11 protein-coding genes are annotated in these 16,144 nt (G+C 58.0%); 4 read left to right on the plus strand and 7 right to left on the minus strand.

Features of this window, described 5'->3' with window-relative positions:
- Window positions 1-12: 12 nt before the first annotated feature.
- Window positions 13-1,014 carry a curli production assembly protein CsgG gene (locus HY010_13610; GenBank protein ID MBI3476764.1) on the plus strand — a complete coding sequence of 334 codons (1,002 nt, stop codon included), beginning with the start codon at window positions 13-15 and terminating at the stop codon, window positions 1,012-1,014.
- Window positions 1,015-1,090: 76 nt separating this feature from the next.
- Here the strand turns inward: HY010_13610 and rocF are convergent, their stop codons facing one another.
- The 5 genes from rocF to HY010_13635 all read right to left on the minus strand — a co-directional run bounded on the left by rocF (window position 1,091) and on the right by HY010_13635 (window position 7,013).
- A complete protein-coding gene (gene rocF / locus HY010_13615; GenBank protein ID MBI3476765.1) occupies window positions 1,091-2,038 on the minus strand; it encodes an arginase in 948 nt (315 codons plus the stop codon).
- An 81-nt stretch (window positions 2,039-2,119) separates the two neighbouring features.
- Window positions 2,120-3,445, minus strand: a complete 1,326-nt coding sequence (gene asnS, locus HY010_13620) for an asparagine--tRNA ligase (GenBank protein MBI3476766.1) — start codon at window positions 3,443-3,445, stop codon at window positions 2,120-2,122.
- A gap of 101 nt (window positions 3,446-3,546) precedes the next feature.
- Window positions 3,547-4,368, minus strand: a complete 822-nt coding sequence (locus HY010_13625) for a sugar phosphate isomerase/epimerase (GenBank protein MBI3476767.1) — start codon at window positions 4,366-4,368, stop codon at window positions 3,547-3,549.
- Complete coding sequence (gene ggt, locus HY010_13630) at window positions 4,368-6,092, minus strand: gamma-glutamyltransferase (GenBank protein MBI3476768.1); 1,725 nt, start codon at window positions 6,090-6,092, stop codon at window positions 4,368-4,370. The genes HY010_13625 and ggt overlap by 1 nt, the downstream gene beginning before the upstream one ends.
- Before the next feature lie 99 nt (window positions 6,093-6,191).
- Window positions 6,192-7,013 (minus strand): GNAT family N-acetyltransferase, encoded by an 822-nt coding sequence (locus tag HY010_13635; protein ID MBI3476769.1) that lies wholly within the window; start codon window positions 7,011-7,013, stop codon window positions 6,192-6,194.
- A gap of 342 nt (window positions 7,014-7,355) precedes the next feature.
- On the opposite strand from HY010_13635, the gene HY010_13640 reads away from it, so the two are divergent.
- Window positions 7,356-10,751 carry a TonB-dependent receptor gene (locus HY010_13640; GenBank protein ID MBI3476770.1) on the plus strand — a complete coding sequence of 1,132 codons (3,396 nt, stop codon included), beginning with the start codon at window positions 7,356-7,358 and terminating at the stop codon, window positions 10,749-10,751.
- Window positions 10,752-10,971: 220 nt separating this feature from the next.
- Here HY010_13640 and HY010_13645 read toward each other — a convergent pair whose 3' ends face one another.
- Window positions 10,972-12,114, minus strand: coding sequence for a trypsin-like peptidase domain-containing protein (locus HY010_13645; GenBank protein ID MBI3476771.1), 1,143 nt, complete (start codon window positions 12,112-12,114; stop codon window positions 10,972-10,974).
- A 90-nt stretch (window positions 12,115-12,204) separates the two neighbouring features.
- Complete coding sequence (locus HY010_13650) at window positions 12,205-13,893, minus strand: hydantoinase B/oxoprolinase family protein (protein MBI3476772.1); 1,689 nt, start codon at window positions 13,891-13,893, stop codon at window positions 12,205-12,207.
- A gap of 173 nt (window positions 13,894-14,066) precedes the next feature.
- Here HY010_13650 and HY010_13655 point away from each other — a divergent pair, with 173 nt between their 5' ends.
- On the plus strand, window positions 14,067-15,023 hold the full coding sequence (locus HY010_13655; GenBank protein MBI3476773.1) for a hypothetical protein: 957 nt from the start codon (window positions 14,067-14,069) through the stop codon (window positions 15,021-15,023).
- Between the two features lie 103 nt (window positions 15,024-15,126).
- Window positions 15,127-16,038, plus strand: a complete 912-nt coding sequence (sppA, locus tag HY010_13660) for a signal peptide peptidase SppA (protein MBI3476774.1) — start codon at window positions 15,127-15,129, stop codon at window positions 16,036-16,038.
- Window positions 16,039-16,144: the final 106 nt, after the last annotated feature.

Genomic DNA, 16,144 nt, shown 5'->3' on the forward strand with positions numbered 1-16,144 from the left:
AAGGCATCCGACATGAAAAAAGCTCTATTCGCGGCAGCGATATTGGCACTCCTGACCACGACCTGGGTCGGCTCAGCAGTGGCGCAGGCGGAAGGTGCGCCCGCGCGCAAAAAGCGCGTCGCCATTTTCGATTTTGACTATGCCACGGTGCACAGCGGCGTAGCGGCGATCTTCGGGCAGGACGTTGACATCGGCAAGGGCATCTCGGATCTGCTCGTAAAGTACCTGGTCAAGGACGGCAGCTATTCGGTGATCGAGCGCAAGGCCATGGACAAGATCCTGGCCGAGCAGAATTTCTCGAACAGCGATCGCGCCAATCCGAATTCGGCCGCCAAGCTGGGCAAACTACTGGGTGTGGATGCAATCATCGTGGGCAGCATCACGCAGTTCGGCAATGACACGAAGAAGACGGGCGTGGGCGGAGCCGGCGGCGGCCTGGGCGGTTTCGGCCTGGGTGGATTCAAACATTCCAATACCAAGGCAATCGTTGGACTCGATGCCCGCATCGTGGACATCGATACGGGTGAAATTCTGGCAGTTGCCGAAGGCAAAGGCGAATCGCAACGCTCCAGCACTTCGTTGCTGGGCGGCGGCGGTAACTGGCACGGATTCGGGGCTGGCGCCGTCGATTTTGGCAGCAGTGACTTTCAGAACACTATCATCGGCGAAGCCGTGAAATCCGCGGTCGAGCAGATGAGCACGGGAGTCATCGCCGGCAAAGACAAGCTGGTCACGCGCACGATCGTGGTCGAGGGCCTGGTCGCAGCGGTCGATGGCGGACAGGTAGTCCTCAATGTTGGCTCCAAAGCGGGCGTGAAGGTTGGCGACCAGCTTAGCGTCGAGCGAGTCAGCAAGGAAATTAAAGATCCGGCCACGGGAAAAGTATTGCGGCGGATGAGCACGTCGATCGGCATGGTTAAGGTCACCGATGTCGACGATGTTTCGTCCGTGTGCTCGGTGGTTTCTGGAACAGGCTTCAAAACTGGGGACGCGGTGAAGACTAAGCTTCAATAGTCTTCAGCCTGGTTGAGAAGGGAACGGCGGAGCTTAGGCTTCGCCGTTTTCTCTTTGGGACAATCGGTAAATTTTCTTACAGGATTTTCTTGCCGAAGGCTGACAACGCAAGCTCGACCGCCAAGTCGGCCGTCTGGTTCCGTTCGTCGATGACGGGATTGACTTCCACAATTTCAAAACTCAGCATGCGGCCGTGGTCGGAGATGATTTCCATCGCCAGATGAGCTTCGCGATAGGTGGCTCCGCCCCACACCGGCGTGCCCACGCCTGGAGCATCTTCGGGATCGATCCAGTCCATGTCGAGCGACACGTGATAGCCGGCGGTGCCGCGTCCGGCCATGCGAAGCGCCTCTTCCATCACCGAGCGCATTCCTCGTTCGTCGATGTCGCGCATGGTGAAAACTTCGACGCCGGCTTTGCGGATGTTTTCCTTTTCAAAATTGTCGACGTCGCGGATTCCCACGAGCACACAATTCTCGGGTTGCACCTTGGGAGTGAAGTCGTAGATCTTGCCGAGTTCATACGGAGGCAGTCCCATGATCGCTGCGAGCGGCATCCCATGGACGTTCCCGCTCGGGGAAGATTCAGGGCTGTTCATGTCGGTGTGGGCATCAATCCAGATCAAACCGATTTTCTGATTCTGCCGGCGATAAAATTCCGCGACCCCGGAAACCGTTCCTGCCGCAATCGAGTGATCGCCGCCCAGCACCACGGGAACTTGCCCGGCCTCGAGAGTTTTCAGAACCAGGTCTGCGCCCTTGGTACACGTAGCCGTGATTTCTTTCAGGTACTTGGCGTTGGCGGCGCCTTCCTTCTTTTGCTCAGGAATCGCGACCACGATGTTGCCGGCGTCTTCTACTCGGTGGCCGATTGCTTCCAGGCGAGCTTCCAGTCCGGCCACACGCACCGCCGACGGACCCATATCCACGCCACGGCGAGACTGCCCCAGGTCAAGAGGAACGCCAATCACCCGAATCTTTCGGGGAGTGACACTGCTAAACGATGCTCGTGTTGTATGAACCATAGAAGCCAGTTCTCAGTTCCCGGTTCTCAGTGAAACATCCCGTTCGCAGTTACTGAGAACTGGAAACCGGGAGCTGAGAACTTATGGATACAGCCGATGCAACATTCTCGGGAACGGAATCGTTTCCCGCACGTGTTCGAGCCCGCAGATCCACGCTACGGCTCGCTCGATGCCCATGCCGAAGCCGCTGTGCGGCACGCTGCCGTACTTGCGCAGGTCAAGATACCATTTGAAAGCTTCTTCCGGCAGATTGTGCTCGTGGATGCGCTTCAGCAGCAGTTCATGGGACGCCATGCGCTGCGATCCGCCGATGATTTCACCGTAACCTTCGGGAGCCAGCACATCGACGCAGAGCGCCAGTTCGGGACGCTGCGGATCGGGTTCCATATAAAACGCCTTCACGCCCGCGGGATAGCGATGCACCATGACCGGCTTGTCATATTGCGACGACAGGTAAGTCTCGTCCGGTGATCCAAGGTCTCCACCGTATTCGAATTTGTTTTCCAGCGCGCCTTGCGAGTGGCCTTCCTGGAGTTTCTGGACGGCTTCGTCGTAGCTGATGCGCGGAAAGGGTGCTTCGATCTTTTCGAGTTTCGTGAGATCGCGTCCGATCGTTTGCAGGTCCGTGCGGCGGCGTTCGAGGCACCGCTTCACGAGGAAGCTCAGCAAGCCTTCGGCGAGTTCCATCATGTCGTCGAGCGTGCCGTAGGCGACTTCGGGTTCGACCATCCAGAACTCGGTGAGATGGCGCCGCGTTTTCGATTTCTCCGCACGGAACGTCGGGCCGAACGAATACACCTTGCCGAGTGCCATCGCGGTGGCTTCGATGTAAAGCTGGCCGGACTGCGTGAGGAACGCCTGCTCTTCGAAGTAGTCCACGGGAAACAATGTGCTCGTTCCCTCGCAGGCGGCAGGCGTGAGAATCGGTGGATCGGTCAGCGTGAAGCCGTTGCCGTCAAAGAAATCGCGCGCGGCGCGAATGATCTCGGCACGCACCCGCAAAATCGCTGCCTGCCGCAACGAGCGCAGCCAGAGATGGCGGTGCTCCATCAGGAACTCGGTGCCATGCTCCTTCGGGGTGATCGGATACGGATCGGACTCCGAGACGCGCTGCACGACCTGCACATTCAACACGTCCATTTCATAGCCGCCCGGAGCGCGCTTGTCGGCGCGGACCTTGCCTTCGACGATAACGCTCGATTCCTGCGTCAGGCCTTTGATGGCGTCGAATACTTCTGGCGGGACTGCGTTCTTCGGCACCACGCCTTGAATCACGCCGGAGCCGTCGCGAAATTGCGGGAACAAAAGCTTGCCGCTCTCGCGCAGGTTATAGAGCCAGCCGCGGATGGTGACCGCCTGGCCTTCGTATTTGCCGATTTCTGCAATCGTACTTATGGGTGCGGACATAAAATCAAACGAGGTCAAAGGTGAGAGGTCAGATTGCAGAGGTTAAAACCCAAGGCCTCCATATTTTCACCTCTTCAATCTGACCTCTAACCTTTGACCTCCTAGGAATCTTCGAGCGTGCGGAACGTGGCGATCACTTCCGGACTTGGGCTTTTCTTTTCTTCGCCATCGATCTCCAGCAGCAGGGGCGGCGTCTGAGGAGCGGTGCGCAGTAGTTCCATGGTCTCTTTCCAGTTGATGGTGCCCTGGCCCGGCCACAGGTGCGTGTCTTTGTCGGCATGATTGTCATGCACGTGGGTCGAGCAGATGTATTTCTTGAGCGTCTCGAATGCCTGGGGCACGCCACCCATCATGTGAGCGTGGCCGCAATCGAAGCAGACGCCGACGTCGTCCATGTGTGACGTCCGGATGAACTCTACCAGGCGCTCGGGTGTGGACAATTCGTTCGGAATATTCTCGACCAGAATCCGTACTCCCAGCGGCTTGGCGAAAGCGCGCAGGTGCTCGATCGAGGTCATGGCCGATTCGAATTTCTTCTCGTCAAACTCTTCGTTCTGATTTCCGATGTGCTGCACCAGGAAGCGGAATGGAATCTGCTCGGCAATTTCAAGCGCGCGCTTGATTTCGTCCATGGCTTCGATACGCTGGCCGCGGTCGACCGACGCGATGTTCACTGGAGGCGAGCCGGTTCGTCCCCACTCGTAGTCCGAATAGAGAGGCGCGTGTACGGAGTTCAGAGGGATGCCCGTGGAGTTGAACCAGTCGGCAATTTCGCGAATGTGCTGCTTTCGGTTCGCGTAGTCGAAGTGTTGCCGGGCGGCGAAAATTTCGATCGCCTGCGCGCCGGCTTTCACGAGCTCATCCAGCAATCCCGGATGAAGCCGTTCCTTCACATAGATGTATGTTGAGACGGCTCTCTGCATCAGTACCCTACCGCCTTCCCGTTATTGCGGCCGTCACTCGCACCCAGGCGTTCGCCTGTTTTGGGGTCAATCATGATGCACTCTCCGTCACCCCACAGGTGCTCGACTCTCAAGGTATGTCCCTTGGACCGCAATAGGTTCATTGTATCGGGAGACAGGCGGTCTTCCACCTCAATTACGTCAGGGAGCCACTGATGATGCAACCTCGGCGCATTGACGGCTTCCTGGATGTCCAGGCCAAAATCGACCACTCCCATGAGGACATTCGCGACCGTCGTAATGATGGTTGGACCGCCGGGCGAGCCCAGCACCAGGAAGAGCTTGCCGTCTTTAAGGACGATCGTCGGCGTCATCGCGGAAAGCGGACGCTTGCCGGGGCCGATCGCGTTGGCGGGGCCCTGAATCAGTCCGTAGGCATTGGGGACGCCCTGCTTGGCTGCGAAGTCGTCCATTTCGTCGTTGAGCAGGAAGCCCAAGCCCTCGGCGGTAACCCGGGACCCAAACGAGTCATTCAGCGTAGTCGTCACCGCGACTGCGTTGCCCTGCGGATCGACAACCGAAAAGTGGGTTGTATTTTGTGGTTCGCGAATCGCCATCGGCTGGAATTCGGCGACCCGTTCCAGTTCATTGAAGACCTTGGGGCGTTTTAGATCTGCGCTGGCGCTGGCATGGCTGGGACTGATGGATTCACGCCATGCTTCGGCATAACGCTTGTCGAGCAACTGCGGTACGGGGATCCTTGCGAAGTCGGGATCGCCCATGAATTCCGCACGATCGTAGAAGGCACGGCGAAACGCTTCGACCGTCAAATGGACGGTTTGCGCCGAACGGTTGCCGAGTTTGGCGAGATCGAAGCCTTCGAGAATGTTAAGAATTTCGACCAGAGCCGTTCCGCCCGACGATGGCGGCGGAGCGCTGATGACGTCGTATCCCCGATACGTGCCGTGAATCGGCTCGCGCTCTTTGACTTCGTAGTCCGCCAGGTCTTTGGCCGTGATGAGGCCGCCACCTTTTTGCACGGCTGCCGCAAGTTCGCGGGCGAGGGCGCCGTGATAGAAGTCGCCCGGATTTTTGGCGATTCTCTCGAGCGTGCGCGCCAGTTCCGGCTGCTTCAGGATTTCTCCCGGCTGATAATACTTGCCGCCCCGCTGGAAGATGCGTTTCGATGCCGGGAACTTCGCAAGATCGTTGTCTTTCAGGTCTTCAGAATCTTCCCATGCCAGAGCAAACCCCTCGCGTGCCAGGCGAATGGCCGGGGCCATCACTTTTTCGAGCGTCAGCTTGCCGTATTTTTTTTCCGCATACACCAGGCCTGCGACCGATCCCGGAACTCCGACCGCCTTGTATCCGACCAGGCTCGCGTTCTCGATCACGTTGCCTTGCGCGTCGAGATACATGTTCTCGGTAGCAGCGGCGGGCGCCTTCTCTCGAAAATCGATGAAGTGTACTTCCCCGCTTGCTTTCCGCAATAGCAGGAACCCGCCTCCACCGATGTTTCCAGCCTGTGGATACACCACGGCGAGCGCAAACCCGGTAGCCACCGCCGCGTCCACAGCATTCCCACCCGCGTGCATCGTCTCGACACCGGCGCGCGATGCCAGTTCGTGCACGCTCGCCACCATCGCATGCTGGGCATGGACTGGACTCAGCGGCGCAGCGGTCAGATTCCCCGCAACCATTGCGAGAAACCCGCACACAATGACCAGTTTGTATTGAATACGCATGGGATGGAGTTGAACTTAAGAGGCTAGTCCACGATATTGATCAGAGTCAAACGGAGCATGCCGTGGAGACGCGGCTGGCCGCGTCTCCAATGTCTGCGATCAAGATGCTGGCGGTTGCTTGACCAGAGTCGCTTTGCTGTACGCCACGCGGAATCCGAGCCGCTCCGCGTTGCGCATGGACGTTGTTCCACCCAAGGTGATGATTACGGCGTACTCGCATCCGGCCTGAGCGGCGACTTGCATGCGCCGTTCGAGGATGGCGGTTTGTAAGCCGCGTCCGCGGTAATCCTTGAGTGTTCCTGCACCGTAGAGCCCGACGATCTTGTGCTCCGGGATGATGAGGCCCGCGCCGGTCGCGACAATGTGTCCGTCAATCTCGGCCACGAACGTCCGGCTGCCGGGGAAGGCGAACATGGGCGAGAGCATCTGATCGAAGCCCTCGGGCTCACCGCCATCCGGAAAGAACGCTCGCCGGACGATGCTGCCGATCGTAGGCAAATCCGCCGGCTGTCCCGCGCGAATCGTGAATCCGGAGTGAGCGGGAAATTTCTCGTCCGGATCCAGTTTTCGAGCCAGGACATTGTTGAGTTCTTCGATCCCGTAACCGCGTTCGCGGGTCAGATCGAGCAGGCTCGGGTCGCTGAGTGGACAGTAGTCAGTCTTCGACGGTGCCTTGCGGGAAAAGTAAAATTCTTCAAGGCGGTCCATGTCGGCGGCCGTGACAGGCGCTGCGAATCCCATGCCGACGGCGCGTCCGATGGGAGATCCGAGTCCGGCAAAGATCATGTGCCCGCCCGCGATTTCTTCCACTGCGGCCACCGGGTTCGGCTGATTCTTCAGACACCATTCTGCGTGATACACCTGCGGCATTTCTTCCGCAGACTCCAGGCGGCGGGCCAATGCCCGATCCACGAATTGCATGGGGAATGATCCTTTCTGTTGTTGATTCGGTGAGCCAGGGCGAAACTGCGCACACTACATGCGGGGCCTCGCCAGAACAACAGAGGCCGAGTTAGCGGGCGGCGATCATAAGAAGGAAACTAGGATACGACACTTTCAGCTGGAACTCATCTGGCAATCGCGCACGGAACCCGTAAACCGGTCTAATCCTAGTTGATTTCTAGTATTGCTGGTTCCCTACATCCTTTCTAGAGTGTCGGGTACTCAGGGTCACATTGTTTCGATGTTTCCCGGTTGCGGCCGGACTCTGCACGTTCTGAAGTGCCGTTCTGGACGCGAATCCTACCTCAAGGAAATTTGTGTATGCGAATCACCGCCATCGTTTTGTGTGCGTTCTGTGTGCTCGGCTTAGTGCTGCCCGGGTACGGGCAAAGTAACTACGCGACAGTGTCCGGAACGGTTCGGGATGCGCAGTCTTTGCCGGTTGCCAAGGCTACGATTCACATCCGAGCAATCAGCACAGGTGCGATCCGAGTGGTCGTTTCCAATGAGGGAGGACTGTTCTCCGCCGCCGGACTTTGGCCCGACGACTATGAGCTGACCACCGAAGCCGCGGGCTTTGCCACCTCAAAGCAGTCTCTGCGGCTCGAGGTCGGAGAGAAGTTGGCAATCGATATCGGACTTAAAGTCGGAACCGTCAAAGAAGGCGTGCAGGTCAGCGCGGCCGCCGATGTACTGCGGACGACCGAAGCGAGTGTCGGTGAAGTCGTCGAGCGGAAATTGGTGCAGGACCTTCCCTTGAATGGCCGGATGTTAATTGACCTGGTGTTGACGGTGCCGGGAGCGCACGTCGGCTTTGGAGCGCAGACGGGGGAAACGAATCCTCTTTATTGGCGGCCCGGGCAGCGCTCCGCGATCACGATTGGAGGCAATCGCCCGAACGCCAACTTCTTCCTGCTGGACGGCGCCACCAATACCGATCCCACCTTCAACACGCAGAATCTGAGCCCGTCTCCGGACGCGGTCATGGAATTCCAGGTTGAGACGAGCAGTTACACCGCGGATATGGGAGGAGCGGGCGGCGGGCAGATCAACATCGTCACTCGCGGAGGAACCAACCAGTTCCACGGAACGGCCTACGAATTCTTGCGCAACGGCGCCATGGATGCGACGACGTTTGGCTCCATGGGCAACAATCACCTGGTGCAGAACAATTTCGGCGCGTCATTCGGCGGGCCGCTCCTGGGCAAGAGCAAGAAGACTTTCTTCTTCTTCAACTATGAGGGCTTGCGGCTGGCGCAGGCGGATGCCGAGACGCTCACAGTCCCTACCCCGGAGGAAATCCAGGGCGATTTCAGTATGGCTAAGGCCAAGATCTACGATCCCACCACCGCGGTTCCGAATCCGAACTATGATCCGACGCAGCCGACTGGGCCGGACAACTTCCCGTACACACGCAGCCAGTTTCCCGACAACATGATTCCGATGGACCGGATCAATCCGCAACTCGCGGCATTTCTGATGCAGTACGTCCCGATGCCGAACATGATGATGGACAATACAGGAGTCGATTCGAATAACTATCTGGATATCCGCAACGAAAACCACTATCAGGATCAGGGCACAGTTCGCGTTGATCACGTATTCGGGAACAACGACACACTCCTCGCGCGGTATAGCGTGAGTGCCGAGCGCGGGTTTTCTCCCAGCAACGGCTCCACGGCAACCACGGAAAACCTGCCCGGATTTGGCGCGAATTTCGATAATCTTTCCCAGCAGTCCGTAGTGTCGTGGAACCACGTGTTTTCCAGCACGAAACTGAATACCATCGCGCTTACGTTTTCTCGCCTGGCGATGAATCACACGTCGCAAAACAATGGCGTCAACGATATCGTGGGTCAACTCGGTATCCAGGGAGTTGGATTCGGCGGAAAGAATGCCTGGGGCGCACCCTGGTTTGCGGCGCAGGGCTACACCGGAGTTGGAGATACGTTTGCCGCAACCCCCATGCATGCCTGGGACACGACTGCGGAATTGCGAGACACCTTTGCCTGGCAGCGCGGACGTCACGCCTTAAAGTTCGGTGGCGATGTTCGCAAATATATCTGGCCGATGTGGGGATTCTTTCAGAACCGCGGCTACTACCAGTACACCAACGGCTACACCACCGAATTCGGATTCAATGACGGGAGCGGGTCAGGATTTGCCAGCCTGTTGCTGAGCCTCCCCGCCGTGAAGCAGCGCCAGGCCGGAGTCCCGCAGATGCAATTGCGGAACTGGGGATGGGATACGTTCGCCGAAGACAGTTGGCAGATCACTTCAACGACGACGTTGAACATCGGACTGCGTTATGAATACACCAGCCCGCTCTATGATTTGCGGAACACCAATTCCAACATCATCTTCAAAGACGGACTCCCCGAAGTTTTCATCGGCGGCGAGCAGGGATATCCGCGTGGGCTGATGTATTCGAACAAGCACAACATCGCGCCCCGTTTTGGAATTGCCCAGAATGTTCCCCGGATGGGGTTGGTAGTTCGCGCGGCCTACGGGATCTTCTTTACGCCAGTGGATATGAACACCTGGTGCAATCAGCGCCACAATGTCCCGTATGTTTTCCCGGAAACGCAACAGGCCGACAACTTCACGCCACCCGTGGGTCTGTTTACGAGCGGCTTGAATTTCGGCACGCCCGTCCTCGGAAACGGAGACTTGAAACCTACGACCGTAAGCTTTACGGCATTTGATCCGAATGCGCCCGCTCAGTATGTGCAGCAATGGAACGGGCAGATCGAGAAGAGTTTTCACGGCAACACGACGCTTGCCGTGGGATACCTGGGCGCGCGCGGATTTCATCTACAGCGTGCGCACCTGATCAACAACGCGCCTCCGGGGCCGGGGCCGATCGGGCCGCGGCGTCCGTATAAGACACTGACGTTCGTCGACGGCACCGTGTTGACGCCGAGCAGTGATCCGGAAGCCATTATTCAAAGCCAGACGTTTCCGGTCAGCACCATCAACCGCCTGGAAGACTCCGCGCAGAGCTGGTACGACGCGGGCTACGTGAACATCCGCCGAAAGTACTCGCACGGCCTCAGCGTTTTGGCGAACTACACCTACGCCAAGACACTGACCAACGCGCCCGACTTCCGTTCTGCGATGGACGAGTCGGCCATCCCGCAAAACAACAGCGACCTGGGCGCTGAAAAAGGCCCGGGATGCGATGTGCGTCATCGCTTTGCGCTGAGCAGCGTGTTTGATATTCCAACCTACGGCGCGGCGACCTGGGCGCGGCTCCTCACGGAGAATTGGCATTTCACGACCATCTACCAGGTGCAATCGGGCATGCCGCTGACGATCTCAGTATTCGGTGACACCGCGAACTCGGGCACGGTGTTGGGAGAAAATCCCATTCGCGCGAACGTTACCGGGGAGCCAGTCTTCGGTCCGGGCACGCGCACCGCAGACAAATGGTTTAACCCTGCGGCCTTTGCTGCGCCACCGGCGTTCACATTTGGCGACGTCGGACGAAATTCCGTGTACGGCCCGCCGCTCCAGACTCTTGACCTGTCCTTGGCGCGGACATTCCGCATCACGGAAAAGGCAAACTTCCAATTCCGTGCAGAGGCCTTCAACGCTCTGAATAAGGTCAACCTGGGGACGCCGAACCGGTTCGTGAACACGCCGCAGTTCGGCACGATCACGATGGCGATGACGCCGGGGCGGGAGATTCAGTTGAGCGCGAGGTTATCGTTCTAGGCCAGCGACACCACGTCTCACAGTATTCAGCGTTTTGTTAGGAGACGGAGGAGTCAGTCCTAACCTCAGCGGCTAAAGCCGATCAAAGCACCAACCTATCGCAGCGGTAAACCGCTGCGCCGCCCAAGAGCCTATTCGCAAGAGGCCTGAGCAAGAGGCTAAGCGTTCGAATGCTCTAAATGGCCGGCTAGAGGCTAGTAGCCAGAAGCCAGCAGCTTTCTTACACCTGTTCCCGCGCTTCGCCCAGCACCACGCTGACCTCCATCTTCTTCTTTCCCCGATAGATGGTGACGTTCACGGTGTCTCCGGCGCGATGGCTATTCATGACCTGCGCGAGGTCTTGCTGGGTCTCCACCTTTTTCCCATCGACGGAGACGATCAGGTCCCCGCCAATCATGATCTGCATGTTGCCGAGGAAGGCGCGTTCGGTGCCTCCGCGCAGGCCGGCGCGATCGGCGGCGCCGCCGGGAACGGCTTGCACGATGAGCAATCCGTAGTCGGCGGCCAGGCTCATTTCAGTGGCGAGTTCACTCGAAATCGGAATTGTGCGCACGCCGAGCGCGGGACGCCGCACTCGTCCGATCGTGACCAGGTCATTCAAAACTGCTTTCGCGGTGTTGATCGGAATCGCGAAGCCGATACCTGCACTTTGTCCGACGCTCGACGCGATCATGGTATTGATGCCGATCACCTCGCCATGCCAGTTGAGGAGCGGTCCGCCGGAGTTGCCAGGATTGATCGCGGCGTCGGTCTGAATCGCTTCCTCGATCACCATGCCGTCGGGTTCCTGCACCTGGCGGATCGAACTGACAATCCCGCGTGTGAGTGTCCCCGCGAGGCCAAAGGGATTGCCGATCGCATAAACCTTCTGGCCCACCTGCAGATTCGTGGAATCCCCTAACGTCATCGGCGTCAGGCCGGGCGCCTTTATCTGGACGATGGCCAGATCATGCGCGCGGTCGGTGCCGACAATTGTCGCCCTATATTTCTTTCGGTTGCTCAGCGTCACTTCTACCTGGCGCGCTTCGGCAATCACGTGGTAGTTGGTGATGATGTGGCCCTCTTTATCAATGATGAAACCGGTTCCCTGACCTTCTTGCGGAACCAAGCCATAGAAAAAGTCGAAGGTCATCGCTCGCGAGGTGATGTTGACCACCGATGCGATGTTTTTGCGATAGACGCTGATGTTGTTCTGCTCTTCCGCATCGAGCGGATCGCCGCCGCCAGCGGCCTCGGTAATCTCAACGCTCGTGGGATGACTGATCCAATCGGCAGGATGCAACCGGTTATGACGATAAGTAGTGAAGTAGAAGAACGCACCCGCGATCAACACAGCAAGAAGAAGTGGACGGCCGGCTTTCATGATTGGTAACTCCCGAACAAGCGGTATAGAAGAATTCTAGCGAAAATCGAGGCCACAGTGTAGAGCCGAGGCTGGCCGCGTCTCGGGAGACTAGTTGCTTGGGCTGCGATGTGTTTTACCCCAGCCACCACCACCCGGAGACTCAACGCGGACCCTCTCTCCGGAACGCAGGCGGACGCTGGTCTTGCCGGCTAGTTTTTCTTCGGTGCCATCCTGGCGGATCACCGTTGTTCGTCCTGGCGCGCCGTCGCTGCCTCCAGAAAGTCCGTAGGGACCGCGGTTGCGGCGGTCGGCCAGCAGAGTGACTTGCGCGTCGGAGAGCACTTCGATTTCACGGACAATCCCGTCACCACCCCGATGTAGACCTGCGCCGCCGCTCTCCGTACGAAACGAATAGCGCCGTAGTCGGACCGGGTAGGCATATTCGAGCGCCTCAGCCGGAGTGTTCAGCGAATTCGTCATGTGGGTGTGAACCCCAGACACGCCGTCCTTAGTGGGGCGCGCGCCCATGCCTCCGGCGATGGTTTCGTAATAGGCAAATGACTCGCCGGAGCGTGGATCGATCCCGCCGATGGTGAGGTTGTTCATCGTGCCCGAGGCAGCGGCAGGAATGCGGTCCGGAATCGCTTGCGCCAGTGCTTTTAGCAGTACATCGACAATGCGCTGCGAAGTTTCGACATTGCCTCCGGCCACGGCTGCCGGCAGCTTCGCATTGACGACAGTGCCAATGGGCGCGATGACCTCAATGGGACGCAAAAGTCCGGCCGTGGCAGGTACGTCTTCCTGCAGCAGGCAGCGAAACACATAAAAGCAGGCGGAAACGGTGATGGCTTCCACCGCATTGATCGCTCCCTCCACTTGCGGATCAGATCCGGTGAAGTCGATGGTGATCGCTTTCTTAAGGGCATTCTTGCCGCCGGATTGCTTCTGGCCGCGTGCATGGACTCGCAGAGTCACAGCAATCCGCACCGGCTTGTCGTTGACACCATCATCATCGAGAAAATCTTCTGCGGAATACGTGCCGGGAGGGATGCTTCCCAGAAAACTGCGCATCATCGCCTCGGAGTAGTCAAGCAGCGACCGAGCCGCGAGTTGCGTACGAGCCAGTCCGTAGCGGCTGCAGATTTCGCCAAGCCGCGCAGCGCCAGTCTGGCACGCTGCGATCTGTGCTCCGAGATCGCCTTCGCGTTCCTCGGGTGTGCGGACATTATTCAGCAGCAGCGCCAGCACATCGGGAACGACCTTTCCTCCACGCAGAATCTTTACCGGAGGGATGCGAAGTCCCTCCTGATAAATCTCGCGGCAAGGCCCCATCGATCCGGGATAGGTGCCGCCGACATCTGCATGGTGAGCCCGGGAAGCAACATAGAAATCAGGCGTGACAGTGTGGAGCGGGCGCCCCCGCCCGCTGCCTTTGATTTTGAATGTGCCTTTGCCGCGTGTGCTGTTGACCGTGCCTACATACACCGGCATAACCAGCGTGATGTCCGGCAAATGAGTGCCGCCCCGAAACGGGTCGTTCAGCATCACGACGTCGCCTGGCTCAAGCGTCGAATGCTCGACTGCCGCCGCCACCGACATGGGCATCGACCCAAGATGCACCGGCATATGGTCGCCCATTGCAATCACTCGACCCTCACAGTCGAAGACCGCGCAGGAATAGTCGCGCCGCTCCTTGATGTTGGGAGAGAACGAAGTGCGGCGCAGCGCCGCGCCCATCTCTTCCGCAATCGAATGGTAGAGATTCTTGAAGACTTCGAGTTCGATAGGGTCGCGCATGACAGGGATGAGTTTACGCCAACCCTGAAACTGAGTTGGGTCACAACGAGGAGTCGTTTTGTCTTCTCGGAAATCGGTGTAAACTCGCACAAGGAGCCTGACGGCGGGGCAAATCCTGATGGCAGGCGACCGTGTCCAAACGCTGAATGCAAAGGACGTAACGGAGTATGAACATGAACATAAGGAAGAATGCCGCTCTCGCGACTCTGATCCTCTCAACTTTTGTGTTATTCGGCCAAGCTTCCGCCGCGAATCCGCCGGCCAATGCCGAAGAACTTATTGCCCAACACCTTGATTCGATAGCGAGCGGGACGGTTCGTGCCGGACTCAAAACTCGTGTAGTGCAGGGACCAGTACGCTTCTCGATCCTGAACGGCGCATCCGGCTCTCTCGAGGGCAAGGCAGCAATCGTATCGGACGGCAAGAAATTCCAAGTCATGATGAAGCTGCAGAACAACGACTATCGCGGCGAACAGTTTGTCTACGACGGCGACAAGGACAAGGTGGCGCTCTCCACCGCGCAAAAGTCGCGCTCCAATTTGGGCAACTTCGTCTTCGTACAGAATGCCGTTCTTCAGGAGGGTCTGTTAGGGGGAGCGCTGACCACCAGCTGGCCGCTGTTGAAAATAGACGAACGCAAGCCGAAGCTGAGCTTTGGCGGCCTGAAGAAACTCGACGGACAGGAACTCTACGATCTTCGCTATCGTCCCAAAAAGAACAGCGATTTGGAAATCCACCTTTACTTCGACCCTCAAACCTATCGTCACGTGGCAACGGTCTACAGCCTGAGCGTGACGCAGGGACTTGCTGGCGATACGCCGGTGGCTTCGGGTACGGGCTTACCGAACGCAGGGTCCGCTGCTGGAGGCAACTTTCCGGCCGGCGGAACGGCTGGCATTCCCTCGTCCACGGAAACCAACCAGGCGCGTCAGCAGCAGAACCGCTATCTCCTGAAAGAAAAATTTAGCGAATTTACGACCGTGGATGGCGTTACGTTGCCGACCCACTACGACATTCAGTTCACGCAGGAACTCCAGACCGGAAGTTCCACGTTGTCGGATTGGGATCTAAAGGGCCTCGATATAGCCAGTAACGTCACTGTGGACGCCCGTAACTTTGACGTGAAGTGAAGAAGGAGGGAGGTTCGTGAACAAGCGATTTCCTTCGAGTTAGTAAGACTCGGCTTGGCAAGACTGAGTTTCACGGCCCTCCCGGTGCTACACTTTTCTCACTATGACCGAGCGTCGTTCGCGTGTCTGGCTTTGGCTGCTCTTCGGCGGCGGAGCTTTCTTTCTTTTCGTGGCAGCGGTGTTTACGCTGGTGTACCTGAGCTTCAATGGCCACGATGAAGAATCATCATTCGGCGGTTTTGGAGACAAGATTGGCGTCGTCGATCTGGATGGTGTGATCCTTTCGCCGAAGCTGGTGGTGTCCCAGCTCAAGAAGTTTGCCGACGATGATTCCATCAAAGCGATCATTCTTCATGTCAACTCTCCGGGCGGAGGAGTGGCGGCGTCCGAAGAGATCTATCGCGAAGTGAAGCGCATTCACGACTCCAAGAAAAAGCGCATCGTGGCCTCCATCGAAACGGTCGGCGCGAGTGGCGCGTACTACGTATCCTCCGCGACCGACAAGATTTATGCCGACAAGGGAAGCATTGTCGGTTCCATCGGAGTGATTGCGCAGTGGGTGAATTATGGCGAACTGCTCCGCTGGGCCAAGCTCAAGAACATCACGCTGAAAGCCGGAGAGTTTAAGGACACCGGCAATCCCACCCGCGACATGACCCCCGCCGAGCAGGAATACATGCAGACCCTGATCGACAACATGCATACCCAGTTTATCCAGGCAGTCGCCGACGGCCGGAAGATGAAAGAGGCGGATATCCGCTTGATTGCAAACGGCAAAGTATGGACCGGAGAACAGGCGTTCCCGATGAAACTGGTCGATCAGATCGCTGATTTCGAGGATGCCGTGAAAGATACCGCCAAGTCCGTTGGAATCAAGGGAGAGCCGTCACTTGTCTGGCCTCCAAGGAACCGGCGATCGGGCCTCGACCTCATGTTTGGCGACGTTTCCGACTACTTGCCGACCCGCGAAAAGCTGATGGAGCAGCAAATGGGCTTCTATTATCTGTGGAAATAGGGTATTTCCCTGTCCACTTGCGCAGAACCCCTGAAATTTGAGAGAGTTATAGACGATGCCGCCCTCGATAGACCGGGGGGAAGAGAAGTTCGGCAGGGTGACCCTA

It is taken from the genome of Acidobacteriota bacterium (assembly GCA_016196065.1).
Taxonomy (GTDB): Bacteria; Acidobacteriota; Terriglobia; order Terriglobales; family Acidobacteriaceae; genus Acidiflorens.

Coding starts and splice junctions, on each gene's coding strand:
- sppA (MBI3476774.1), top strand. CDS start 15,127: ATGACCGAGCGTCGTTCGCGTGTCTGGCTTTGGCTGCTCTTCGGCGGC.
- HY010_13640 (MBI3476770.1), top strand. CDS start 7,356: ATGCGAATCACCGCCATCGTTTTGTGTGCGTTCTGTGTGCTCGGCTTA.
- HY010_13625 (MBI3476767.1), bottom strand. CDS start 4,368: ATGCAGAGAGCCGTCTCAACATACATCTATGTGAAGGAACGGCTTCAT.
- HY010_13645 (MBI3476771.1), bottom strand. CDS start 12,114: ATGAAAGCCGGCCGTCCACTTCTTCTTGCTGTGTTGATCGCGGGTGCG.
- HY010_13610 (MBI3476764.1), top strand. CDS start 13: ATGAAAAAAGCTCTATTCGCGGCAGCGATATTGGCACTCCTGACCACG.
- rocF (MBI3476765.1), bottom strand. CDS start 2,038: ATGGTTCATACAACACGAGCATCGTTTAGCAGTGTCACTCCCCGAAAG.
- HY010_13650 (MBI3476772.1), bottom strand. CDS start 13,893: ATGCGCGACCCTATCGAACTCGAAGTCTTCAAGAATCTCTACCATTCG.
- asnS (MBI3476766.1), bottom strand. CDS start 3,445: ATGTCCGCACCCATAAGTACGATTGCAGAAATCGGCAAATACGAAGGC.
- HY010_13655 (MBI3476773.1), top strand. CDS start 14,067: ATGAACATAAGGAAGAATGCCGCTCTCGCGACTCTGATCCTCTCAACT.
- ggt (MBI3476768.1), bottom strand. CDS start 6,092: ATGCGTATTCAATACAAACTGGTCATTGTGTGCGGGTTTCTCGCAATG.
- HY010_13635 (MBI3476769.1), bottom strand. CDS start 7,013: ATGCAATTCGTGGATCGGGCATTGGCCCGCCGCCTGGAGTCTGCGGAA.